We start from the raw sequence: 21,880 nt of genomic DNA on the forward strand, positions 1-21,880 counted from the left end.
GTTCTCAGGACGCGAGGACCTCGTCGAGCAGGGCCTCGGCCTTGTCCTCGTTCGTGTTCTCCGCGAGAGCGAGCTCGCTGACCAGGATCTGCCGAGCCTTGGCGAGCATGCGCTTCTCACCGGCGGAAAGGCCGCGCTCACGCTCGCGACGCCACAGGTCACGCACGACCTCGGCGACCTTGATCACGTCACCGGACGCGAGCTTCTCCAGATTTGCCTTGTACCGACGAGACCAGTTCGTGGGCTCTTCCGCATACGGTGCGCGCAGCACCTCGAAGACCCGGTCCAGCCCGTCCTGGCCGACCACATCGCGTACACCGACGAACTCCGCATTGTCCGCTGGTACACGAACCGTCAAGTCGCCCTGAGCGACCTTCAGCACCAAGTAGGTCTTGTCCACGCCTTTGATCTGGCGAGTTTCGATGGCCTCGATCAGCGCGGCCCCGTGATGGGGATAGACCACGGTGTCGCCAACCTTGAACGTCATGTGACAGGTACCCCTTCCGTGGCTATCCAGAGTAACACGTGAACGCCCCGTTCTGAATGGCGTTTTCGCAGGTCAGGGCATATCTCGGGGCTTGACAACAGCAGTCGGAACGTGCTTCGAGCAGCCTTCGGAACGGGGAATTCGCAGGTGAGGGCCACTGTTCGGGCGAGGCGAAACGCGTACGTTACATCCCGCAACGCCCCCGCGCGACAGGCCGTACGTCCCGGTTTGCCGGACTCCGGGCGTGCGAGTTCCGCTACTCCGTTCGGCCCCGGGACGACCACTCCGGGACGATTCCGCGAATTGATCAGGCCACGTCGATCATCTTCGTGATCAATTCACGCGGCCGTCACCGCGCGCCTGCATTCCACGCTGAATATCGCCCGCGCGAGGCAGGCCGATATTCGGCACGGGTGTGGCGTGGCGGTGATTGTGGCGCGCGTGCCGCGCACTTGTTCAGCGACTGTTCACAGGCGTGTTCACCACGCCGCGCGTGGTCCCGGAAGGCCGGCGACCGCTCACGCGCGGCGCCCACCGCCGGGGTCCGGGCCAGGCGGGAGGGGGCGGGGGCGTGGGAGGGGGGCCGCCGGGGCGTGGGAGGCGGGTCGGGTGCGTGCTCTCGACGGCGGGTCGGTAACCTAAGCGCGCTGAGAGATCCTTTTGCGGGCAGCCACCGCCGCCCCCGCCGTCCATCCGCGACCGGGCCCACCGTTCGGCCGCCGAAGCTCGTCTAGGAGATGCCGCCGCCGTGAGCAGCAGCCTTCGACGCGGCGCCCTCGCCGCTACCGCCCTCGTGCTCTCGATCGCCCCGCTCTCCGCCTGCGCGGCCGGGAACGACTCGCAGACGATGGAGATCAACCCGGACCACGCCGCGAAGTCCGTCGGCGACATCGCGATCCAGAACGCGGTGGTGATCACCCCGCCGGAGCTGGACGACGAGGGTCCCGCCGCCGTGACCGCCAAGATCTTCAACAACGGCTCGTCCGACCAGGTCCTGACGGCCATCCGGGTCGAGGGCAAGAACACCGAGGTCAAGCTCGCGCCGGCGAAGGGCTCCGGGTCGCTGGTCGTACCCAAGGGCGGCTCGCTGGTCCTCGGCGGCAAGGGGAACGCCTCCGCCGAAATCGTCGGCGGTCACGAGGCGGCCAAGGTCGGCGACGCGCAGAAGGTCGTCTTCGACTTCAGCGAGACCGGCGACGTCGCGCTGCGCGCCCTGGTGGTCCCCGCCAAGGGCGACTACGCCAAGTGGGGCCCGAGCCCCGCGGCGACCAAGCCGGCCGAGACCACCAAGCCCACGACCAAGCCGACGGACGGCGAGTCCGGCAAGGCGTCGGACACCGAGAGCGGCAAGGCGTCCGACAAGCCCGACGAGGACACCACCAAGCCCGGTGAGCAGACGCCGACCGGCTCCGAGTCCGCCGACGCCGGCACCGGGCAGCAGGGCCAGCAGGGCGGCGAGGACGTCGCCCCGGGCGAGGAGACCCCCGCCGGCCACTGAGCCGGCCCCGCCCCGACCGCGACGGCCGGGGCCCCGTCCGGACCTGGGCGGACAACCCCGTGGGCCCGGTCGGACGCCGCGTACGACGTGGCGTCCGGCCGGGCCCGACGCGTACGACGGCACGTCGGCCACAGAGCCGGGCCGCCCCACGCGCGGTCGGGCCCGGACCACCGACGCGCACACGCCGCGAGGGCGGCCCCCTGAGTGGGGGTCGCCCTCGCGGCGTGTCGGGGCCGGCGCCGGGTGTGGCGTCGCCCGGGTGGGTCTACGGCTCGAACTTGTAGCCCAGGCCACGGACCGTGACCAGGTAGCGCGGCGCGCCCGGGTCGGGCTCGATCTTGGCGCGCAGGCGCTTGACGTGCACGTCCAGGGTCTTGGTGTCGCCCACGTAGTCGGCGCCCCAGACGCGGTCGATGAGCTGCATGCGGGTCAGCACGCGGCCGGCGTTGCGCAGCAGCATCTCCAGCAGGTCGAACTCCTTGAGCGGCAGGTCCACCTTGCCGCCGGAGACGGTGACCACGTGCCGGTCGACGTCCATCCGCACCGGGCCCGCCTCCAGGGCGGCCGGCGTGACCTCCTCGGGCTCGCCACGGCGGCGGAGCACCGCGCGGATGCGGGCGACCAGCTCGCGCGAGGAGAAGGGCTTGGTGACGTAGTCGTCGGCTCCTATTTCCAGGCCGACGACCTTGTCGATCTCGCTGTCCTTGGCGGTCACCATGATGACCGGGACGTTGGAACGCCCGCGGAGCTGGCGACAGACCTCCGTGCCGGGCAGTCCGGGCAGCATGAGGTCGAGCAGCACCAGGTCGGCGCCGTTCCGCTCGAACTCGTCCAACCCTTCGGGGCCCGTTGTCGCGATGGCGACCTCAAAACCCTCCTTGCGGAGCATGTACGACAAAGCGTCGCTGAACGATTCCTCGTCCTCGACAACGAGCACTCGGGTCACGGAAGGACCTCCGGGGCGAACTCAGGGCGCGAAGCGCCTTCCAGTTACGGGTGGTGGGCGACGGGAGGGGGTTCATTGGTGAAGGTCTCATAGGAACGGTCGGGGTCCTCGTCCTCGAGGTCGTCCGGCTCGATCAGGGAGTTGTCGCCCTTACGCCGCCCGGAGGCGGCAGCGGCCTCGGCCCGGTCGCGTACGCCACCGGCTTCCGGGAGCCGCAGGGTGAAGGTGGAGCCCTGTCCCTCAGCGCTCCACACCGTGACCTCCCCGCCGTGCGAGGCGGCCACGTGCTTGACGATGGCGAGGCCGAGACCGGTCCCGCCGGTGGCGCGCGAGCGCGCCGGGTCGACGCGGTAGAACCGCTCGAAGATCCGCTCGCGGTCCTTCTCGGAGATGCCGATGCCCTGGTCGGTCACGGCCACCTCGATGAGGTCGCCACCGGGGGCCGCGATGCGCCGGGCGGCGATGCCGACGCGGGTGCGCGCCGGGCTGTAGTTCACCGCGTTCTCCACCAGGTTGCCAAGAGCCGCGGCGAGCTGGCCCCGGTTTCCCCACACGTGCAGGTCCGCGGTGCCGCCGGCGGCCATGGTGATCTGCTTGGTCCCCGCCTGGTGCCGGCAGCGGTCGATGGCCTCGGCGACGAGCTCGTCCACGCGGACCGGCTCGGCGTCCTCCAGCGGGTCGTCGTTCTGCACCCGGGAGAGGTCGATCAGCTCCTGGACCAGGCTGGTCAGCCGGGTCGCCTCGATCTGCATGCGGCCGGCGAAGCGGGTGACGGCCTCCGGGTCGTCCGAGGCGTCCATCACCGCCTCGGACAGCAGCGACAGGGCGCCGACCGGTGTCTTGAGCTCGTGACTGACGTTGGCGACGAAGTCGCGGCGTACGGCCTCGATGCGGCGGGCCTCGGTGAGGTCCTCGACCAGGAGCAGCACGAGGCGGGAGCCGAGCGGGGCCACGCGCGCGGAGACCGCGAGGGCCTCGCCCCGGCCGGTCCCCCGACGGGGTAGATCCAGCTCCACCTGGCGTATCTCACCGTCGCGGCGAGTGTCCCGGGCCATGTGCAGCATCGGTTCGACAGCGAGCTTCCCGCCTCGCACCAGACCCAGTGCGTACGCCGCCGAACTGGCCTTGACCACCGCGTCCTCCTCGTCCAGGACGACCGCGGAGGACCGCAGTACGGAGAGCACGGTGTCGACACCAGGCGGCAGTACGGCAGCGGTGTGGAGTGAGGAGCGCGTCGGCTTCGCCTGCTCGCGCTCGCTCCAGCGGAACGCCAGCATGGCGATGACGCCGGTGCAGAGCCCGGCGATCGCTGCCACAGCGGCGATTGCCGCGTCCACGTTCATGTCTCCAGGTTAGGCGCCCGCTCGGACCGCTCCACAGCCGAATGGGGGTCGGCCCCGTGAGACGTTGCCGAGAGTTCACCATGGCGATGCGATCGGTTCACTATCGAGGCTCCGGGTCCGAATGGGTGACACCCTTCGGACCACGGGGGTTGCCGAGAGTTCACCGTTAGGTCGTGACGGGTTTACTCGGGAGGCCGGAATCGGACTCGTTTCGGCCACACCGTGGGAGCGTGGGGCTGACAGCCCTGCGGGACCCCCAGCGAGAGAAGGTAAGTGATGCGGGACGCGTACCACGAGGAGCTCGATTCGATCGGTGAGAGTCTGGTCGAGATGGCTCGCCTCGTCGGCTCGGCGATCGGCAGGGCCACCACGGCCATGCTGGACGCCGATCTCAAGCTCGCGGAGAGCGTCATCGCCGCCGACCAGAAGGTCGACGATCTCCAGCACGACCTTGAGGCGCGGGCGATAGCCCTGCTCGCCCGGCAGCAGCCGGTCGCCACGGATCTGCGGATCGTGGTCACCAGCCTGCGGATGAGCGCCGACCTGGAGCGCTCCGGCGACCTCGCGCAGCACGTCGCGAAGCTCGCCCGGCTGCGCTTCCCCGAGTCGCCCGTCCCCCGCGACCTGGCCGCCACCATCCTGGAGATGGGCCAGCTCGCCCAGCGTCTGATGGCCAAGGCCGCCGAGGTGATCATCACCAAGGACGTGGACCTGGCGCTCCAGCTGGAGCAGGACGACGACGCCATCGACATGCTGCACCGCACGCTCTTCCAGCACCTGATGGACGACCGCTGGAAGCACGGCATCGAGACGGCCGTGGACGTGACGCTCCTCGGCCGCTACTACGAGCGCTTCGGCGACCACGCGGTCTCGGTGGCCAAGCGCGTGGTCTACCTGGTCACCGGCGAGCACGCGGACGAGATCTCCCCGGTCGCGCCGGTGGACGCGGAGTAACAGCGCGCGAACCGACGCGCGGGCGCCGGCGCCACCGGGCGCCGGGCCTCACCCCCTCCCCTCCTCTCCACCGCTATCCCTGTTTCCCCTCTTCCTGCGCGCCCCAGCGGGCCCGCGCCTCCGACCGCCCAACGGGCTCGGGGCGCGGGCCCGCTGCGGTGTGGGCGCGGGGGTGGGGTGCGGGCGGCTCGCGGGCTGGGGCGCCGCCGCGCGGGTCGGCCCGGGGGGCCTGCGGAGGGGTCGGCCGACGGGGACTGGGCTGGCCGAGTGGGGTGGGGTGCGGGTGGCTCGGAGGCTGGGGCGCCGCCGCGCGGGTCGGCCCGGGGGCCTGCGGGGGGGGCAGACGACGGGGACCGAGCTGGCCAAGCGGGGCGGGGTGCGGGTGGCTCGGAGGCTGGGGCGCCGCCGCGCGGGTCGGCCCGGGGGCCTGCGGAGGGGGCAGACGACGGGGACTGGGCCGGCCAAGCGGGGCGGGGTGCGGGGTGAGAGGGACTGCGGGGTGGGGTGGCCAGGTGGGGCTGGGGTGGCCAGGGGGCCGGGCAGCGGCCGGGAGGACCGGCCGAGCGGGATGAGGCGGGCCGGCCGAGCGGGATGAGGGTGAGGCGGGCTGGCTCGGAGGGCCTGCGGGGCGTCGGGGGTGGGCGGGGGCGGGCACGGTGTTGGGGTGGCTGGGGATGTGCGGTGCGGGGTGGGTCGCCGGGGGCGGTCGGGGTGGGGCGGTGGCCAGCTTGGTTGGGGCGTGCGCCGTCGGTCGGCGTGCGGGGTGGGGTGGTTTCCGTGGGAGCCGGGTGGGGGTCGGCTGGTGGGTGGGTCCAGCGGCGGTGGCGGTGACGGGCGTGGCGCGGTGAGGGTCGCCGGGGCGCGGGGCGGACACGGCGCGGCTGCCGCGCAGGTCCGGCCGGGAGCGCGGGGGCGGTTGCGGGGGTGGTGCGGCTTTGGCGGCGTAGCAGCGGGCGTGCGGCGATTCGCGGCGTAGGGGCGGCGATGCGCCTACGCGCCGCTTACGCGCCGTTCCGCGCCCCTGGTGGGGGACGTTCACTGGAGGTTCCGCGGTACGCGCCTCCGAGGAGGAAATTCCATGTCAGACACGCCGACTCCGAACCCGAACCCGGCGGAGCAGCCGGTCACCTCGACTCCGGCCCGACCGCTGCTCGGCTCCTGCGGATGCGGCCCGAGCTGCTCGTGTGGCTGCCAGTCCGGCGGCCCGTGCAGTTGCTCCGGGGGTTGCAGCTAGGGGGACCGGCGCGGACGGGACCAGCGCCGCCTCGTCACTCCGGGGCCCCGGCCGGTTGTCGCCGGTCGGGGCCCTGTGGCGTGGGTGGGCGGGAGCGGCGGGCGAGGCGTAGGGGCGGGAGGGGGCCACGTCGGCGGGAGGGACCCTCGGGCGGAAGTGCTCCGGCACGCCGAACGGCCCCCCGGTCCGCGCGCGAGGGGCGGGCCGGGGGGCCGTGGGGGTGCGGGGGGCTACTTCTTCTTGCCCTGGTTCTTCACCGCTTCGATGGCGGCCTTCGCGGCCTCCGGGTCGAGGTAGGTGCCGCCCGGGTTGAGGGGGCGGAAGTCGGCGTCCAGCTCGTAGGAGAGGGGGATGCCGGTGGGGATGTTCAGGCCCGCGATGTCCTCGTCGGAGACGCCGTCGAGGTGCTTGACCAGGGCGCGCAGGCTGTTGCCGTGCGCGGCCACCAGGACCGTGCGGCCGGCGAGGAGGTCGGGCAGGATGCCGTCGTACCAGTACGGCAGCATGCGGTTGACGACGTCCTTGAGGCACTCGGTGCGCGGGCGCAGCTCGCTCGGGATGTCGGCGTAGCGGGCGTCGCCGCTCTGGGAGTACTCGGCGCCGTCCTCCAGCGGGGGCGGCGGGGTGTCGTACGACCGGCGCCACAGCATGAACTGCTCCTCGCCGAACTCGGCCAGGGTCTGCGCCTTGTCCTTGCCCTGGAGCGCGCCGTAGTGGCGCTCGTTCAGCCGCCAGGAGCGGTGTACGGGAATCCAGTGCCGGTCGGCGGCCTCCAGGGCGAGCTGCGCGGTGCGGATCGCGCGCTTCTGGAGCGAGGTGTGGACCACGTCGGGCAGCAGGCCGGCCTCGGTCAGCAGCTCACCGCCGCGCACCGCCTCCTTCTCACCCTTGTCGTTGAGGTTGACGTCCACCCAGCCGGTGAACAGGTTCTTCGCGTTCCACTCGCTCTCGCCGTGGCGGAGCAGGATCAGCTTGTACGGTGCGTCGGCCATGCCCCCGAGCGTAATGGACGGTCCGTGGCGGACCGCTCGCCGCCCGACCCGTGGGACGGGCGGGCGCGGGCCGGGGAGGGCGCGGTGGCCGCACGGCCGGTGGCGGGTCGCGTGACCCGTCGTGACCTGCCAGGACAGGCCGCGCGAGGGCGTGTGCGGCGCGACACTTGACGGTTTCCGGCAAATGACTGGAGATCGACAGCGTGTTCGACGTAAGTTACGGCCGTGGTGAGCACCACTTACATTCGCATCACTCACATCCGCGCCGCCTACGGCCGGGCTCTCTTCACATCCGTCGCTGTGCGGCACTTCGGGGGGTTGTCATGTCCGCTACCGCTATACGGCGGGCCGTGCGCGAGAGCGTGTCCGGCATGCCACGTGAGTTCTGGTGGCTGTGGACCAGCACGCTGGTGAACCGCCTCGGCGGTTTCGTCGCCACCTTCATGGCTCTTTACCTCACGCTGGAGCGGGGCTACTCGGCCACGTACGCGGGGCTGGTCGCCGCGCTGCACGGGCTGGGCAGCGTGGTCTCCTCGCTGGGCGCGGGCGTGATGACCGACCGGCTCGGCCGACGGCCGACGATGCTGATCGCCCAGTTGTCCACCGCCGTCTCGGTGGCCGTGCTGGGCTTCATGACGCAGCCGGTGGCGATCGCCGCCGTGGCCTTCGTCGTCGGCATGGCCAGCAACGCCTCGCGGCCCGCCGTGCAGGCGATGATGGCCGACATCGTGCGCCCCGAGGACCGGGTGCGAGCCTTCGCCCTCAACTACTGGGCCATCAACCTGGGATTCGCGTTCTCCTCGATGGGCGCCGGGTTCATCGCCGAGTACAGCTACCGGGCCGGGTTCATCGGCGAGGCCGTGATGACGCTGGTCTGCGCGGTGCTGGTGTTCGTCAAGCTGCCCGAGTCGCGGCCGGTGCGCGCGACGGGCGCGGACGGCACCCCGGCCGAGCCGGAGATCGGGCTCGGCACGGTACTGCGCGACGGGCGCTTCATGAGCGTCGTCGGCCTCTCCTTCCTCATCGCGCTGATCTTCCAACAGGGTTACGTGGCGCTGCCGGTGGCGATGGGCGCCGACGGGTTCTCCAGCTCCGACTTCGGTGTGGCCATCGCCGTCAACGGCATCCTGATCGTCGCGCTCCAGATCCCCGTCACCCGCTTCATCGAGCACCGCGACCCGCAGCGGCTGCTGATCGTCTCCTCGCTGCTGGCCGGGTACGGGTTCGGACTGACGGCGTTCGCCGGCACGATCGGGGTGTACGCGCTGACGGTGTGCGTCTGGACGCTGGCCGAGATCGTCAACTCACCCACCCAGATGGGTCTGGTCGTGCGCCTCTCCCCCACCCACGGCCGGGGCCGCTACCAGGGCATGTACACCATGTCGTGGTCGGTGGCCGCGCTGGCCGCGCCGCTGATCGCGGGTCAGGTCATCGACCGGTTCGGCGCCGCGTGGCTGTGGGGCGGCTGCGCGGTGGTCGGCACGACGGCGGCGCTCGGCTACTGGCTGCTGATGCGCGCGCTGCCCGCCGAGGAGGTGCCCGCGCCGACCGAGGTGCCGGTGACCGGCGGAGGGCCCGCGCCCGGCGAGGTGCCGGCGCCGGGTGAGGTGGCCGTGGCGGGCGAGGTGCCGGTGGCCGGCGAGGGGTCGGAGTCCGGTGGAGGGGCGGTGCCGGGTTCCGTGACGGCGGGCGCGCCGGCCGCCACCCGGACGCCGGCGTAGGTCCCGCGCCGGCCCGAAGCGGCCCGCACCACGCCAAAGGGGCTCGGCCAGCGGCCCCGCCCCGACCGGCGGTCCCGAACGGCCGCACCCCGCCCCGACCGGCGGTCCTGAACGACTCCGACCGGACCAGACCCGGCCCGGCGGACCCGGCCCGTCCTGGTCAGTCGCGGGGGCGGGGCTCGCCGGTGAGGTGGGTGAAGGCGGCGAGGTTACGGGTGGACTCGCCCCGGGAGGTGCGCCACGCGTACTCCTTGCGGATCGCGGAGGCGAAGCCCAGCTCCAGAAGGGTGTTGAAGCTGCTGTCGGCGTTCTCCAGGACGGTCCCCAGAAGGCGATCGAGCTCGTCGGGGGTGACCGCGGCCAGTGGGAGGCGGCCGACCAGGTAGATGTCGCCGAGCCGGTCGATGGCGTAACTCACCCCGTACAGCCGCGTGTTGCGCTCCAGGAGCCAGCGGTGCACGGCCGCGTCGTTCTCGTCGGGGTGTCGGATGACGAAGGCGTTGATCGACAGGGAGTGCCGGCCGACGCGCAGCGAGCAGGTGGTGGACAGCTTGCGGGTGCCCGGCAGGGTGACGACGTACGCGCCGTCGGCCGCCCGCTCCCACTCCAGCTCCGCCTCGCGCAGGGTGCGCTCGATGACGGCTTCCGCGTCGTTGCCCGGGACGCCTTCCGCGTGGTTACCCATGGGTGGATCGTAGGCGACCGCGCCGTTCGTGCAGCGCCGCGCCGTAGACGTCGGCGGTCGCCGCCGCCGCCGCGTCCCAGCCGAAGGACTGCGCGTGGCGGGCGGCGGCGGCGCCCATCCGCGTGGCCAGCTCGGGGTCGGTGACGAAGCGGCGCAGCGTGCGCGCGTAGTCGGCCGGGTCGTGGCCGCTGACCAGGAAGCCGCTGACGCCGTCGCGCACGGCCACCGGCAGGCCGCCCACGGCCGCCGCGATCACCGGGGTGCCGCACGCCTGCGCCTCGGCCGCCACCAGCCCGAACGACTCGCTGTAGGAGGGCATGACCAGCACGGACGCCGCGCGGTACCAGTCGGCGAGCTGCTCCTGGCCCACCGGCGGGCGGAACCGGACCAGGTCGGCGATGCCCAGCCGGGCGGCGAGCTTCTGGAGCCCCTCCGGCTTGGCCAGGCCGCTGCCGCTGGGGCCGCCGACGACGGGCAGGACGACGCGGTCGCGCAACGACGGGTGCTCGGTCAGCAGGTGGGCCACGGCCCGCAACACGATGTCGGGCGCCTTGAGCGGCTGGATGCGGCCGGCGAACAGCGGTACCAGGGCGTGCTGCGGCAGCCCGAGCCGCTCCCGGGCGGCGGCCCGGCTGGCGGCGACGGCCTCGGGGCTCACCTCGCCGGCGCCCGCGCCGAGCGGGGAGGCGCCGGCGGGCGACAGGAGCGTGGCGCGCGGCCACGTCTCGGCGGGCGGCGGGGGCGTGGGGTGCGGCAGCGACAGACCGGCGTGCGGCGCGGGCGACGCCGGCGACCGGCCGAGCGGGGCGTGCGCCGGTGGCGCCGGGCGGAAGCGGTCAAGGTTGACGCCGGGGTGGACGACAGCGACCTTGCGCGGGTCGGACTCGTAGTGGCGTACGAGCTCGCCCGCCTCCTCGTCGGTGTTGGCGATCAGCCGGTCGGCGGCCCGTACGATCTGCGTCTCGCCGATGACGCGGGCGGCGGGCTCGGGGGTGTCGCCGGCGGCCAGCGCGGCGTTCTTGACCTTGGCCATGGTGTGCATGGCGTGCACGAGCGGGGTCCCCCAGCGCTCGGCGGCGAGCCAGCCGACGTGGCCGGAGAGCCAGTAGTGGGAGTGCACGAGGTCGAAGTGGCCGGGACGGTTGCCGGCCCACACCCGCATCACGCCGTGCGTGAAGGCGCAGAGCTGGGCGGGCAGGTCCTCCTTGGCCAGCCCCTCGTACGGGCCCGCGTCCACGTGCCGTACGAGGACGCCCGGGGCCAGCTCGACGGAGGGCGGGAGGGCGCCGGTGGTGGCGCGCGTGAAGATCTCCACCTCGATGTCGATCGCCGCGAGCCGCTTGGCGAGCTCCACGATGTACACGTTCATGCCGCCCGCGTCGCCGGTGCCCGGCTGGTGCAGCGGCGAGGTGTGGACGCTGAGCATCGCGACCCGCCGTGGCACGGACCGCCCGAACGCCCGGGACCGCCGACCCGCCGCCCTGCTCAGCAGGGAGGCGCGCGGTTTGGGAAGCGGCGAACGGGAGCCTTGCCGAGGTGCGTACTGACTCACCGCGCGTGGCCTCCTTAGACGGCGTGAGGTCCCTCCGGAGGAGTGCAACAGCGGAATACGGCGTTCCCATTTCCGCTTTGCCAAGTTGTTACGCGACGGCCTGCCGGCCGGGGGTGGGGGGTGGCCTGCCGGCCGGGGGTGGGGGGTGGCCTGCCGGCCGAGGGTGGGGGGTGGCCTGCTGGGGGTGGCTTGGCTGCCGGCCGGACGTGGGTGGCTCGCCGGCTGGGGAGTGGCTTCGCCCCGAGGGGGCCGGGTGGTGACTGGCCCGAGGGGGCTTCCCGGCTGGGGGCGGCCTGCCGGCTGGAGTGGCCTTGGGGCGGCCGGGCGTGGCGAGGGTGGGTGACCTGCTGACGGGGTGGCCTGCTGGCCGGGGTGGGGGTGGCCTCGGGAGGGCTGGCCCTGACGAGGGTGCGCGGCCTGGGGGCGCGATGGCCTGCCGGCCGGGCGGGGTGGGTGGCTTGCCGACTGGGAGTGGCTTCGCACCGAGGGGGTGGGGTGGCCTGCCGGCCGGGGGTGGGGGGCTTCGGGGTGGCTGGGGCGTGGTTTCACCCGGAGGGGCCAGGGACCTGGCTGGTCCGAGATGACCTACCCGCCGGGGGTGGCCCGCCGGCCGGGGGTGGTGAGGGTTCGCGGCGGGGTGGTCTGCCCCGGTCGGAGGGCTTGCGGCTGGCTGAACAGCTCGCGTCTGAGGGGTGGAGGGGCTGCCGGCCCTGGTGTGGGAATGGCTTGCTGCTGGCAGGTGGGGGCCGGGCGTGGGCGGCTCGCCCGGCCGGGTGTGGCTTCGCTGCGAGGGGGTGGGGGCCGGGTGGGGCCCGTCCTGGCCGGGGTGGAGTGGTGACTCGTCAGGGTGGGGGTGCTGGGGGCGGAGCCCTGGGGTGGGCGGCGGATAGGGTCGTGCGTATGCCGCCTCGTCCTCCGTACCGCCCTGTGGGGTCGGTCACGCGCGGCACCACCAATCCGAACCGACTGCGCCGCATGGACCGCTGGATCGTGGCCGCGCACGGCGCTGAGCTGCGGCGCAGCGACGATCCGGTCGCGGTGGACCTCGGGTACGGGGCCGCTCCGTGGACCGCTGTCGAACTCCTCGGCCGGCTGCGAACGGTTCGTGCCGACGCCGAGGTGGTCGGCGTGGAGATCGACCCGGCGCGGGTCGCGGCGGCCCACGCGTACGAGCGGGCGGGGCTGCGCTTCGCGCACGGCGGGTTCGAGGTGCCGTTGCCCGGTGGGCCGGGGCGTGCGCCGGTGCTCATCCGGGCCGCGAACGTGCTGCGGCAGTACGACGAGGCCGAGGTGGCGGCCGTGTGGGAGCGGTTGTGCGCCCGGCTCGCGCCTGGCGGGCTGCTGGTCGAGGGGACCTGCGACGAGATCGGGCGGCGGCACGTGTGGGTGGCGCTCGGCGCCGACGGCCCGCGTACGGTCACCTTCGCGGCCCGGCTCGCGTCCCTGGAGCGCCCCTCCGACCTGGCCGAACGCCTACCGAAGGCGTTGATCCACCGCAACGTGCCGGGCGAGCCCGTGCACGCCTTCCTGCGCGACTTCGACCGGGCCTGGGCCGCGACCGCGCCGTACGGGGCGCTGAGCGCGCGGCAGCGCTGGATGCGTACGGCGCGCCTGCTGACCGCCGACTGGCCCCTCGCCGACGGGCCCGCCCGGTGGCGACAGGGCGAGGTCACGGTGGCGTGGGAGGCGTTGGCCCCACGCGGGTGAGGGGGCGTGCGCGGGCGCGATGGGCGTACCGGGCGGGGGTTGCCCTCCCCTCGCGACCCGCACAGTCCCAGCGCCGCCCCCGTACGCTCCCGGCGCCTTCCGCGCCCTTCGAAGAGGGGCGGCCCGTCGTGCGCCGCACCTCCCCGACCGACCCGCGCCGACCCGCGAGACCGCCCCGGTCGACAGGCCACCCCCGTTACGCCGGCCACCCCCGTTACACCGGCCGCCCAGACCAGCGGCCCCCGATCCGATCACTACGGCCGACAGGCCACGCACGCCACCCCGGCCAGCGCCTCCCGTCGCCCCGGTCGGCAGGGTCGCCTGCTCCTTCCCCGCTACTCGGACCAGCGGCTGCCCATCCGGCCGCGTCGGCCAGCCCCCAAGCCGGCCACCCGGACCAGCGGCCCCCGATCCCGCCGTCCCGGCTGACAGGTCCCCCTGGCCGGCAGGCCCCCCACCACCCCGGCCGACGGGCCCCCGCCGCCCGCGCTGCTGTGGGTGCGGGGGAAACTACTCATCGAGCGGAATCACCGCATATGGGCCCATCGGGCAGCAGGGAGGGCGTGGGATGACGGTTGCCTGGCGCAGTGCCTTGGGTTACGCGCTGGTCGTCGCCGTCGGGTCGTGGGGGGTCGGTGTCATGGTCGATCTGGGCTGGGTGGTGGTCGCGAAGTGCCTCGGTCAGTGGGTGACCTGGTCGACGGTGGCGGTGACCGACCCCCGGACGTACGTGTTCCCGGTCGTGGCCACGCTCGTCCTCGTCCTGGCCCGTCGGCTGTCCGCCCCGATGCCGGTGTGGCGCGTACCGCTGATCGACGGCGGCGCGTACCTGCTGGTGCTGCTGGTGTGCGCCGGCCTCCTCGCGTGGTGGGACGGGGCGCCGGTGCCGGTGGACGACGCGTTCGTGGCGGCGGTCGTCGCCCTGTTCACGCTCCAACTGCCGGCCGCGTGGGTGCTGAGCTTCTGGCGCGCCCAGCACCTGCGTGTCGTCCTCGGGCGGGGCGGGGGCGACCCGGCGGCCACCTGGTTCGCCGGGCCGTGACGGCCCCCAGCCGCGCGCGGCCCCCGGCGGCGCCCGGCTCCCTCCAACCGAACCCCCTCGGATCGAACTCCCCCGGACCGAACCCCCTCGGGCCGGTTCAGAGGCGGATCACCACCTTCCCCCGCGTGTGCCCGCGCTCGGCGTACGCGTGCGCCCGCGCGAGCTGTTCGAGCGGGTAGGTCCGCTCGACGCGGGGTGTGTAGCGGCCCCGCCGGCCCAGTTCGGCGGCTTCGGCGAGGAGCGCGGGGTCGTTCTCCGCGTTGGCCAGCCGTACGCCCAGGCGGGGCGCGTTGGCGTGGTCGGCGATCGTCGCCACACGCGCGGGGTCGCCCACGATCGCGACGAGGTCGGCCAGGGACCCGGACGCGGCGGTGTCGAGCGCGAGGTCGACGCCGTGCGGGGCCAGGGCGGCCAGGCGTTCGGCGAGGCCGGCGCCGTAGGTGGTGGGGGCGGCTCCGAGGGAGGTGAGGAACGCGTGGTTGCGCTCGCTGGCCGTGCCGATCACGGTGGCGCCCCGGGCCGCCGCGAACTCGACCGCCGCACTGCCCACGCCCCCGGCGGCGCCCTCGACGAGCAGCGTGCGCCCGCGCAGGGGGCCGAGCGCCCGTAGCCCGCCCAGCGCGGTCACCGACGCCAGGCCGGCGCCGGCCGCCTGCTCGTCGGTCCAGGTGGCCGGCGCGTGGGCCCAGGCGGAGAGGACGGCCGACTCGGCTGTCGCGCCCGTGACACCGCCCAGCCCGAAGACCCGGTCACCGACGCGCGCCCCGCGCACGCCCTCCCCCAACGCGTCGATGACGCCCACGGCCTCGCGCCCGGGAATCGCGGGCAGTTCCACGGGGAGCAACTCGCGTACGGCGCCGGAACGCACCTTCCAGTCCACGGGGTTGACGCCGGCCGCCGCGACGCGGACCCGGATCTCACCGGGCCCGGGACGCGGCTCCGGCACCTCCTCCACCACGAGCGTCTCCACACCGCCGTACTGGTGATAGCGGACTGCGCGCATGACGTGCTGCCTTTCTGCCTTTCCACGCGGCGGCCTGGGCCGGCCGTCCGTGAGACGGGTTTCGTGGGATCGGTGGGGTGGGTACGCGGCGAAGCCGGGAGCCCGGAGCCACAGGTTGAGGCCGACCGCCACGTTAGAAGCTGACGCCGGCGTGAGGTGCAAGTCGCGCGGGCCGCGCCGAAGGGGACCGCGCGGCCATGACGGGACGACCTCCCGCACCAGCACGCCCTGTGCGCCGCCGTCTCCCACCCATCCGGGCGCCGCGTCGCACGGCCCGTGCCCGAACTCTCTTGTGCGGGGCCATCGCCTCCAGCAACGCCTTCGCCTCTCCGGGCGTACCGGACGCGGCGACCGCCCCGGCGCGGTTCCGCAACCGAGCGCAGAGAACACACCGCGCGGGACTCACCTCGCCCCCCCTGCGGGGTGATCAGGTCCAGTAACTCTTCCAGGGACACCGGGATTTCCTCTGCGAGTCGGCTCCACGCCCCGGCCCCTCGCGCGCGGGCGCGCGCGGGGGTGGCGCGGTAAGCGGGGCTGCTGTGACGGGGGGGCGGTGGTGCGGTGGGGGGCGGTGGGATGGTGGGACCGGCCCCGGGCCCCGGCCCCGGCCACGGCCCGGCCGGCTCCGGCTAACCGAGCCTGCGGTGCGTCACCCATTGCCGCGTGGCCGAGGCCATCGCCGCCAGCCACGCCTCGTTCGGTCGGCCTTCCGCCCGAGCCGCCCACATCCGGTGCGCGGCGAGAGCGAAGGTGTCCAGAGCCGCCTGCTCGGCGTTGCGCCAGCCCGCGCATTCGGCGGCCCACTCCTCGGCCTGACCCGGCGCGTACCCGGATGCGACGAGTTGTACGACCACACAGCCCGGATCGATGAACGCCGCCCCGACCGTGGGCCAGGCCCAGTCCACGAGCCAGGTGTCCGCATCGCCGACGATGACGTTGCTGGGGTGGATGTCCGTATGCAGCAGCGTGTTCCCGCGCAGGAACCGGGCCGCCGACAGCTCGGCGAATCGGTCCCACCGGTCTTCCGTCCACCCCAGTGCCACATCGGGCGGGGAGAACACGCCGATGCGATTGACCAGTTCGGCGACGAGCGACAGACCGGGGGAGCCGGGCGTGAAACTCGCCCACCGCCCGTCGACGACCTCGTATCCGAGGACGATCCAGTTCTCGTCCTCCGCCGCCCACCGAAGGGCCGGCGCGAGAGGCCGCACGGTGGGGGCGATGGCCCGCTCCCGAAGAATGGAGTCTCGCCGGCCACCGCGACGGTTGCGCATGCCCTTGACGAAGAACGGGCCGTTCGCGTACTCCACCACGGCGGTGAGGTCAGAACCGAATCCCCGCGCCGTGTGACGCGTCGCGGAAACCGCTCCGGTGTGCGGGCGGACAAGGGACCAGAATTCGGGTCCGGGGATGTCCTCGTTCACCGTCAGTTCCTCGGATCACATTCGGTGCCCGGATATCCCGGAGTGCACTCCTCGTTGGGCTCACAACCCGGGTCGCACCTGTCGGGGTCGCAATGCTCGCCGCGTCCCGAACCTCGGATGGCGGCAGTCGCCTCGGCCATGGCCGCGCCCCCGAGGATATCCGCCAAGGGCGTGCGTCGGACATTACCGGTAACCATCCAGCCCACGGAGAACACACAGGGCGACACGTCACCATTCGGGTCGATGGCCGCCCTCCCCCGACCACACTGGCCGCACAGTCCCGAAGGGTCGGGTGCCCACTCGCGATCCGCACGGCCGTAAGGGCGCACGTGATCGACGCTGACACGCGTGACACCCAACTCCGCCAGCTCCCGTCGCGCCGCGTCGACCCGCTGTTCCTCGTTGACGGAAACTAGGCCGACGCGCAAGGGAATCCCAGCCGCAGCGCCCTTTCGATATGAGCGTGCGTCCGCAGATGACTGGGCCGACCGGTCACCCGGTTGTGTTCACCCGCATGGGCGGAGTGGTACGACGTCGCCAGTGACGCGCCCTCCCGAAGCAGCAGCGCCCACCACTCGTCGGTGACATGCACCAGATTGCTGTAGACCTCCATCCCGATACCGAGCGACAGCACGCGATCCGCCACGGCAAGGGCGTGCGGGTACAGCATCGGTTCACCCCCGATGAGTTGCACCCGGCGTACGCCACACGCGGCGGCCTGGTCGATGACACGGAGCCAGTCCTCCCGCGACATCGCCCCGTGCGAACCCGTCGGGCCCGAGGAGTTGTAGCAGTGCACGCAATTGAGCTGGCAGCGGCGCGTCATGTCCAGCCAGAGGAATTCCGTTCGGTGCTCGGTTCGCGGCGCGGGCTGCTCTGTCACGGTTACCACGGGTTGTCCTTTCGCTCGTGATTGTCCTTGGTCCGATGTGTTGGTCACTGGCCGCTCCGATCAGGCAGCCGCGCGCGGGCCCAGTGGGCGCGGGCGGCGGCGGCCAGGTCGGTGGCGAGTTGGGCGGGGCGGGCCACGTGGCGTCCGCGCCAGCCACGCGGCATCACCCACCGCAGGCCCGTCCCGGACTCGGGCCGCGTGGCCTGGGGGACGGCCAGCAGTCCGGTGGCGAGGGAGCGCACGCCGGGCACGCGCCAGGCGCGCCCGTGGGCGGCGGCCTCGTCGGCGGGGACGAGCCAGACGGCGTACCGCGCGGTCGCGATGTGAGCGACCCGCTCCTCCCCGTTCTCCCGCATCCACGCGCCGAGCTCGACGGGAGCGCGTACCGCCTCCCACCGGCCCCCGAGCGGCAGCAGGTGGAACCCCCGACCCAGCGGTGGGGTCCACGCGTACGCGCCGGCGCGCGCCCTGGTCAGCGCCATGCGCTCACCCCGTGCGCGCTCGTCGCTCCGTCCACTCCGCGCCGGGCCACGGGTGCCGGCGCGGCGCGGGCGCGCCAGGCGTCGGCCCCCGGGCGCTGTGGCGGACCATCCGGACGCGACCGCCCCACCGTGGTGGCCAGTTCCGCGCGCTCACCCGCCGCGCGGCGGGGCGCCAGCCCCACCGCCCCGTGTGTGCGCACCACCGCCGTGCCCAACACGGCCGCCAGATGGTCCGGTCGCGTCACGAACCGTCCGGACCACTCGGCCGGTACGTGCCACCGCGGGCCGGGCCTGGAGTACGGATGGACGGGCGGCACCCCGACGTAGTGCGTGGTAGGCCCGGCCGCCAACACGCTGACGTGCCGCCGCAACCGCTCCCACACGTCGTACGAAGCGCGCGCCGCCGCACCCGGCGGGAGCAGCCAGTACACCCGGTCCGTCCGCGCGTCCACGATGGCCGCGCCGCGCTCCACCGCGTCGAGGACCCCGAGCGCCCACCGCGCGGTGCGGCGATCGGTCCGCACGGCATCCCACGCCTCGCCGGCGGGCAGCACCACCAGCTTGCCGCAGGGGGGCGGTGCCCAGTCGAGATCACTCACGGACCGCTCCGTGATCCCGCGCGATCGGCGACGAAGACGTACGGGACGATCTCCGGTCGGGTGGCGGTTCGTGCACGAAGAAGGGGGCTTCCATGTCAGATTCCGATCACCGAACGAACAGGTCGATGTCGCCGCCCGCGCGGACGGGGAGACGGGCTTTCCACGTGCCCCGACACGGTGCGCGGCTTCGAGTCCGCCGCACACGGTGACCTCCGCAGCGAAACGCGAACTGGCAAATGAGCTTCCGGTACCCGACGCGGTGTGCCTAGTGCGATGTGTAGGGGCAAGTCGGCCTGGCAGTGGGCGATTTGCTACCACGACGGCATGAGGAGGAGCAGGATGGCCCCATGAGCATCGGGGAACTGATCCGCGAGCTACGTTCGGCGCGCGGGTGGTCGCAAGGGCGGCTGGCGTCGGAGGTCAACAAACAATTCGGCACGACGCTCAGCCGAGAGTACGTAAGTGGCTGGGAATGCTCGAAGCACGAACCTGGGGCGTACTATCTGCGCGCCCTGTCGGCGGTCCTTGACGTCCCTCTGGCTGTCCTGGAGAACGAGTTGCGGCGGCGCACCTTTCTCATTGATGTGGCGGGGGCTGCCATAGCTCCCGTGGTCGCTTCTGACCTGCTGTCCCAGGGCTTCGCCGCCCGACTTCGCGGCGGGCCGTCCGTAGCCGACTGGGACGGGAAGCTGGCCGCCTACGGGACGGACTACATGTCGATGGGCGCGGCCGACATTCAGCGTCGCGTGGCGGGTGAACTCGTTGTCGTGCAGCAACAGTTGGGTGTTCCACGACTGTGGTCCGTGGCCGCGCGCCTCATGACGTTGTACGCCAAGACGTTCCCCGGCTCGGATGGCTCCAAGGCCGTGCACTGGTACCGGATGGCCGCCAGGGCGGCGGACGAGTCAGCCGACCAGGCGGCGCGGGTGTGGGTGCGCGGGCGGGCCGCCATCGCGCTGGGCTACGAGGGGGCGTCGCTCCCGGTCGCCGACGTGATCGCCGACCAGGCCATGGCCATCTCGGACCGGCCGTCGCTCGGCCTCCTCAACGCCGTCTACGGAAAGGCGCACGCCGCCGCCCTGCGCGGGGATCACGTCACGGCACGTGAACTGGACGCCAGGGGGCGGCGGATCTTCGACGCGACGGGCTCGTACGAACAGACCTCGGACTACGCCGTGCCGTACTGGCGGCTGAACATGTTCCGGTCCCTGCTGCTGGCCCGCCTCGGGGACGAGAAGGGGGCCGTGCGAGCCCAGGAGGAGGCCCGCCGCGAACTCCCGGACTCACTTCCCCGGTTCGCCACCCACCTGGCCCTACACAGAGGGCTGATGCTCACCCGCTCCGGCGATCGCACGGGCGGCACGGCCCTCGCGCAGACGGCCATGGACGCCCTACCCCCCGCGAAACACTCGCTCACGCTCCGCATGCTGATGGACGAGGTCCGCTCGTAGACGCGGCCTCGGGTCGTCGCGACCAGCATTCATGGGCACGGCACCTGCCAGGAGGAAGCACACCGTGAAACTCAGCGCCTACACCTCCGCGGACGCCGCCGATATCCGGGAGACGGTTCTGGACATGCACGACGCCGTCCATCGGGACCCGGGCGATCCCTTCCCTTCCCGGGAGCGCTTCGGGCAGTTCTACGACATGTGGAGCGCGCATCCCTCGTGGTCGTGTGTCGTCGCTTTCGATGGGGAGAGTGCGGCCGGTTTCGCGTACGGTTCGACGTCCGGTTCCGGCGGGTGGTGGAAGGGTTCCGAGCGGCCGGGGTCGGTGCCGCTCGGGGATTCGGTGTTCGGCCTTTCCGAACTTCTCGTGCTCGGCGCATGGCGTAGGACCGGTACGTCGGAGCGGCTGCACGACGCGGTGGTACGCAGTCGCGGGGACGACGTGTCGACGCTGCTCGTCGACGTCTCCCATCCGAAGGTGGTGGCGTTGTACGAGCGGTGGGGTTACGCGAAGGTCGGGGAGCAGAAGCCGTTCGAGGACTCGCCCGTCTTCGGGGTCATGGTCAAGCGGCTGGCGCCCTGAGCGGCGCGGGCGGGGCCCCGGTCGGCCGCCGGGCCGCCGTCCGTCGGGGCCCGAAAAGAGCCCCCCTCACCCCGGGGAGGGGTCCTCGCCTCCTGGGCGGGTGGCGAGGAACGCGTCGATCAGGTCGCGGTCCCGGGGGTGGGTGAGGCGGGTGCGGGCGGCGGGTGGGGGGAGCCAGATGAGGCGGTCCACCTCGCGGTTGGGGACGAAGGTGTCGTCCAGGGCCCGCGCGGCCCAGTAGCGGACCTCCTTGGGGCGGCCGTCCACCGTGTAGTGGGCGGTGGGGAGTTCGGGGCCGGGCACGCAGTCCATGCCGGTCTCCTCGGCGACCTCGCGCAACGCGCCGCGCAGCGCCGTCTCGCCGCGTTTGAGCTTGCCCTTGGGGTGGGACCAGTCGTCCCACCGGGGCCGGTGGACCAGGGCGATCTCCAGGCCCGGGCCGCGCGGCGAGCGGCGCCACAGGACGCAGCCCGCCGCCCGGATCGGGCCCGTCGTCGCTCCGGGGGCGGTCACGGCGTGGTCGCCGCCCGCTGCCAGATGCGGCCGAAGGCGAAACGGGCCGCCTCCACCTCGTGGCGCTGGTCGGCGTGCAGGATGCCGAGGGCGTACGCGGTGGCCGGGGCGATGCGCGGAGTGCGGGCCGCCGCCGCCGCCGCTGCCGCCGCCTCGGCCGCGTCGCGGTGCCGCTCCAGGGCCTGGCTGGCGGCGAGCAGGCGTACGGACAGCGTGGGTTCGGCCTCGGTGGGGCCGGTGCCCAGCGGCTGGTGTTCGTCCAGCACCTCAAGGGCGTAGCGGCCGACGCGCACCAGGCGGCGGACCTGGTGCCACGGCGCGTCCTGGGCCTCGCTCGCGGGCGGGGCGTCGGCGCTGGGGGTGGCGGCGAGGCCGTGGGTGAGGGCCTCCGCGTTGTACGGGTGGCCGGCGCGGCCCAGCGGCAGGGCGTCGATGGCCTCGATCAGACGGCGCTGTGCCAGTTCGGCGAGCGGCGGCAACGTGGTGTCGGCCGGTTCGTCGGCTGCGGCCGGCACCAACGGGACCTCGGAGGCCAGCAGGGCGACGGCGTCGGCGACGGCGTGGAAGCGGGAGGAGCCCAGCGCCTGGAGGGCGGCCGTGTGGGCGCGGGTCCTGGCCAGGGTGAGCTGGCGTTCGAGGAGGGCGCCGGCGCGGGCGGCGCCGACGGTCAGGGCCCCCGGGCGGGCCTCCTCCGGCTCGCCCCGGCCGCCGACGGGCCCGGCCTGGCCGGCGGGGGTCGCGCCGCCGCCGGTCGCGCTGACGCCCCGGCCGGCGG

At 73.4% G+C, this 21,880-nt stretch carries 21 protein-coding genes and 1 pseudogene; 8 read left to right on the forward strand and 14 right to left on the reverse strand.

What is annotated here, in order from left to right; translation table 11 throughout:
- Window positions 1-4: 4 nt before the first annotated feature.
- On the reverse strand, window positions 5-487 hold the full coding sequence (locus ACFVFR_RS26075; RefSeq protein ID WP_003953493.1) for a CarD family transcriptional regulator: 483 nt from the start codon (window positions 485-487) through the stop codon (window positions 5-7).
- A gap of 748 nt (window positions 488-1,235) precedes the next feature.
- Here ACFVFR_RS26075 and ACFVFR_RS26080 point away from each other — a divergent pair.
- Entirely contained in the window at window positions 1,236-1,985 is a 750-nt protein-coding gene (locus tag ACFVFR_RS26080) for a DUF461 domain-containing protein (protein WP_383705902.1), read from the forward strand.
- Window positions 1,986-2,250: 265 nt separating this feature from the next.
- On the opposite strand, the gene ACFVFR_RS26085 is transcribed toward ACFVFR_RS26080, so the two are convergent.
- Together ACFVFR_RS26085 and ACFVFR_RS26090 are read right to left on the reverse strand one after the other, a co-directional pair.
- The gene (locus ACFVFR_RS26085; RefSeq protein ID WP_142217884.1) at window positions 2,251-2,931 is read right to left on the reverse strand and encodes a response regulator transcription factor; all 681 of its coding nucleotides are present in this window, start codon (window positions 2,929-2,931) and stop codon (window positions 2,251-2,253) included.
- Between the two features lie 44 nt (window positions 2,932-2,975).
- Entirely contained in the window at window positions 2,976-4,274 is a 1,299-nt protein-coding gene (locus ACFVFR_RS26090) for a sensor histidine kinase (protein WP_383705905.1), read from the reverse strand.
- Window positions 4,275-4,550: 276 nt separating this feature from the next.
- Here ACFVFR_RS26090 and phoU point away from each other — a divergent pair, with 276 nt between their 5' ends.
- Both phoU and ACFVFR_RS26100 read left to right on the forward strand, forming a co-directional pair.
- On the forward strand, window positions 4,551-5,228 hold the full coding sequence (gene phoU / locus ACFVFR_RS26095) for a phosphate signaling complex protein PhoU (RefSeq protein ID WP_383705907.1): 678 nt from the start codon (window positions 4,551-4,553) through the stop codon (window positions 5,226-5,228).
- 1,078 nt (window positions 5,229-6,306) lie between these two features.
- Window positions 6,307-6,462 (forward strand): hypothetical protein, encoded by a 156-nt coding sequence (locus tag ACFVFR_RS26100; protein ID WP_383705909.1) that lies wholly within the window; start codon window positions 6,307-6,309, stop codon window positions 6,460-6,462.
- 230 nt (window positions 6,463-6,692) lie between these two features.
- Here the strand turns inward: ACFVFR_RS26100 and ACFVFR_RS26105 are convergent, their stop codons facing one another.
- On the reverse strand, window positions 6,693-7,454 hold the full coding sequence (locus tag ACFVFR_RS26105) for a phosphoglyceromutase (RefSeq protein ID WP_383705911.1): 762 nt from the start codon (window positions 7,452-7,454) through the stop codon (window positions 6,693-6,695).
- Window positions 7,455-7,777: 323 nt separating this feature from the next.
- Here ACFVFR_RS26105 and ACFVFR_RS26110 point away from each other — a divergent pair, with 323 nt between their 5' ends.
- Window positions 7,778-9,175, forward strand: coding sequence for an MDR family MFS transporter (locus tag ACFVFR_RS26110; protein ID WP_383705914.1), 1,398 nt, complete (start codon window positions 7,778-7,780; stop codon window positions 9,173-9,175).
- A gap of 160 nt (window positions 9,176-9,335) precedes the next feature.
- Here ACFVFR_RS26110 and ACFVFR_RS26115 read toward each other — a convergent pair whose 3' ends face one another.
- Both ACFVFR_RS26115 and ACFVFR_RS26120 read right to left on the reverse strand, forming a co-directional pair.
- A complete protein-coding gene (locus ACFVFR_RS26115) occupies window positions 9,336-9,860 on the reverse strand; it encodes a YbjN domain-containing protein (RefSeq protein WP_383705916.1) in 525 nt (174 codons plus the stop codon).
- Window positions 9,853-11,412, reverse strand: coding sequence for a glycosyltransferase (locus ACFVFR_RS26120; protein ID WP_383705918.1), 1,560 nt, complete (start codon window positions 11,410-11,412; stop codon window positions 9,853-9,855). Before ACFVFR_RS26120 ends, ACFVFR_RS26115 begins: the two co-directional genes overlap by 8 nt.
- Before the next feature lie 900 nt (window positions 11,413-12,312).
- On the opposite strand from ACFVFR_RS26120, the gene ACFVFR_RS26125 reads away from it, so the two are divergent.
- Window positions 12,313-13,119, forward strand: a complete 807-nt coding sequence (locus tag ACFVFR_RS26125; RefSeq protein WP_383705921.1) for a class I SAM-dependent methyltransferase — start codon at window positions 12,313-12,315, stop codon at window positions 13,117-13,119.
- Between the two features lie 568 nt (window positions 13,120-13,687).
- Window positions 13,688-14,161, forward strand: coding sequence for a hypothetical protein (locus ACFVFR_RS26130; RefSeq protein ID WP_383705923.1), 474 nt, complete (start codon window positions 13,688-13,690; stop codon window positions 14,159-14,161).
- Window positions 14,162-14,258: 97 nt separating this feature from the next.
- Here the strand turns inward: ACFVFR_RS26130 and ACFVFR_RS26135 are convergent, their stop codons facing one another.
- The 6 genes from ACFVFR_RS26135 to ACFVFR_RS26160 form a co-directional block, all read right to left on the reverse strand.
- A complete protein-coding gene (locus tag ACFVFR_RS26135; RefSeq protein WP_383705925.1) occupies window positions 14,259-15,164 on the reverse strand; it encodes an NADP-dependent oxidoreductase in 906 nt (301 codons plus the stop codon).
- A gap of 629 nt (window positions 15,165-15,793) precedes the next feature.
- Window positions 15,794-16,588, reverse strand: a complete 795-nt coding sequence (locus tag ACFVFR_RS26140) for a hypothetical protein (protein ID WP_383705927.1) — start codon at window positions 16,586-16,588, stop codon at window positions 15,794-15,796.
- A 2-nt stretch (window positions 16,589-16,590) separates the two neighbouring features.
- Window positions 16,591-16,917, reverse strand: a complete 327-nt coding sequence (locus ACFVFR_RS26145) for an SPASM domain-containing protein (RefSeq protein WP_383705945.1) — start codon at window positions 16,915-16,917, stop codon at window positions 16,591-16,593.
- Between the two features lie 83 nt (window positions 16,918-17,000).
- A complete protein-coding gene (locus ACFVFR_RS26150; RefSeq protein WP_383705929.1) occupies window positions 17,001-17,471 on the reverse strand; it encodes a radical SAM protein in 471 nt (156 codons plus the stop codon).
- A gap of 53 nt (window positions 17,472-17,524) precedes the next feature.
- Entirely contained in the window at window positions 17,525-17,962 is a 438-nt protein-coding gene (locus tag ACFVFR_RS26155) for a hypothetical protein (RefSeq protein WP_383705931.1), read from the reverse strand.
- Window positions 17,953-18,561: a hypothetical protein gene (locus ACFVFR_RS26160; protein WP_383705933.1), complete on the reverse strand. Its 609-nt coding sequence runs from the start codon at window positions 18,559-18,561 to the stop codon at window positions 17,953-17,955. The genes ACFVFR_RS26155 and ACFVFR_RS26160 overlap by 10 nt, the downstream gene beginning before the upstream one ends.
- A 347-nt stretch (window positions 18,562-18,908) precedes the next feature.
- Here ACFVFR_RS26160 and ACFVFR_RS26165 point away from each other — a divergent pair, with 347 nt between their 5' ends.
- Both ACFVFR_RS26165 and ACFVFR_RS26170 read left to right on the forward strand, forming a co-directional pair.
- Window positions 18,909-20,012, forward strand: a complete 1,104-nt coding sequence (locus tag ACFVFR_RS26165) for a helix-turn-helix domain-containing protein (RefSeq protein WP_383705935.1) — start codon at window positions 18,909-18,911, stop codon at window positions 20,010-20,012.
- A gap of 64 nt (window positions 20,013-20,076) precedes the next feature.
- Entirely contained in the window at window positions 20,077-20,592 is a 516-nt protein-coding gene (locus ACFVFR_RS26170) for a GNAT family N-acetyltransferase (RefSeq protein ID WP_383705937.1), read from the forward strand.
- A 66-nt stretch (window positions 20,593-20,658) separates the two neighbouring features.
- Here the strand turns inward: ACFVFR_RS26170 and ACFVFR_RS26175 are convergent, their stop codons facing one another.
- Window positions 20,659-21,105 carry an NUDIX hydrolase gene (locus ACFVFR_RS26175; RefSeq protein ID WP_383705939.1) on the reverse strand — a complete coding sequence of 149 codons (447 nt, stop codon included), beginning with the start codon at window positions 21,103-21,105 and terminating at the stop codon, window positions 20,659-20,661.
- Window positions 21,102-21,880: pseudogene (locus ACFVFR_RS26180) on the reverse strand (hypothetical protein); the annotation flags it as partial. The pseudogene ACFVFR_RS26180 and the gene ACFVFR_RS26175, both read right to left, overlap by 4 nt.

It is taken from the genome of Streptomyces sp. NPDC057702, from assembly GCF_042799315.1.
In the GTDB taxonomy this organism is placed as follows: Bacteria; Actinomycetota; Actinomycetes; order Streptomycetales; family Streptomycetaceae; genus Streptomyces.

Coding starts and splice junctions, on each gene's coding strand:
- ACFVFR_RS26135 (WP_383705925.1), bottom strand. CDS start 15,164: ATGCGCGCAGTCCGCTATCACCAGTACGGCGGTGTGGAGACGCTCGTG.
- ACFVFR_RS26075 (WP_003953493.1), bottom strand. CDS start 487: ATGACGTTCAAGGTTGGCGACACCGTGGTCTATCCCCATCACGGGGCC.
- ACFVFR_RS26115 (WP_383705916.1), bottom strand. CDS start 9,860: ATGGGTAACCACGCGGAAGGCGTCCCGGGCAACGACGCGGAAGCCGTC.
- ACFVFR_RS26125 (WP_383705921.1), top strand. CDS start 12,313: ATGCCGCCTCGTCCTCCGTACCGCCCTGTGGGGTCGGTCACGCGCGGC.
- ACFVFR_RS26090 (WP_383705905.1), bottom strand. CDS start 4,274: ATGAACGTGGACGCGGCAATCGCCGCTGTGGCAGCGATCGCCGGGCTC.
- ACFVFR_RS26100 (WP_383705909.1), top strand. CDS start 6,307: ATGTCAGACACGCCGACTCCGAACCCGAACCCGGCGGAGCAGCCGGTC.
- ACFVFR_RS26155 (WP_383705931.1), bottom strand. CDS start 17,962: ATGGCGCTGACCAGGGCGCGCGCCGGCGCGTACGCGTGGACCCCACCG.
- ACFVFR_RS26110 (WP_383705914.1), top strand. CDS start 7,778: ATGTCCGCTACCGCTATACGGCGGGCCGTGCGCGAGAGCGTGTCCGGC.
- ACFVFR_RS26105 (WP_383705911.1), bottom strand. CDS start 7,454: ATGGCCGACGCACCGTACAAGCTGATCCTGCTCCGCCACGGCGAGAGC.
- phoU (WP_383705907.1), top strand. CDS start 4,551: ATGCGGGACGCGTACCACGAGGAGCTCGATTCGATCGGTGAGAGTCTG.
- ACFVFR_RS26130 (WP_383705923.1), top strand. CDS start 13,688: ATGACGGTTGCCTGGCGCAGTGCCTTGGGTTACGCGCTGGTCGTCGCC.
- ACFVFR_RS26165 (WP_383705935.1), top strand. CDS start 18,909: ATGAGCATCGGGGAACTGATCCGCGAGCTACGTTCGGCGCGCGGGTGG.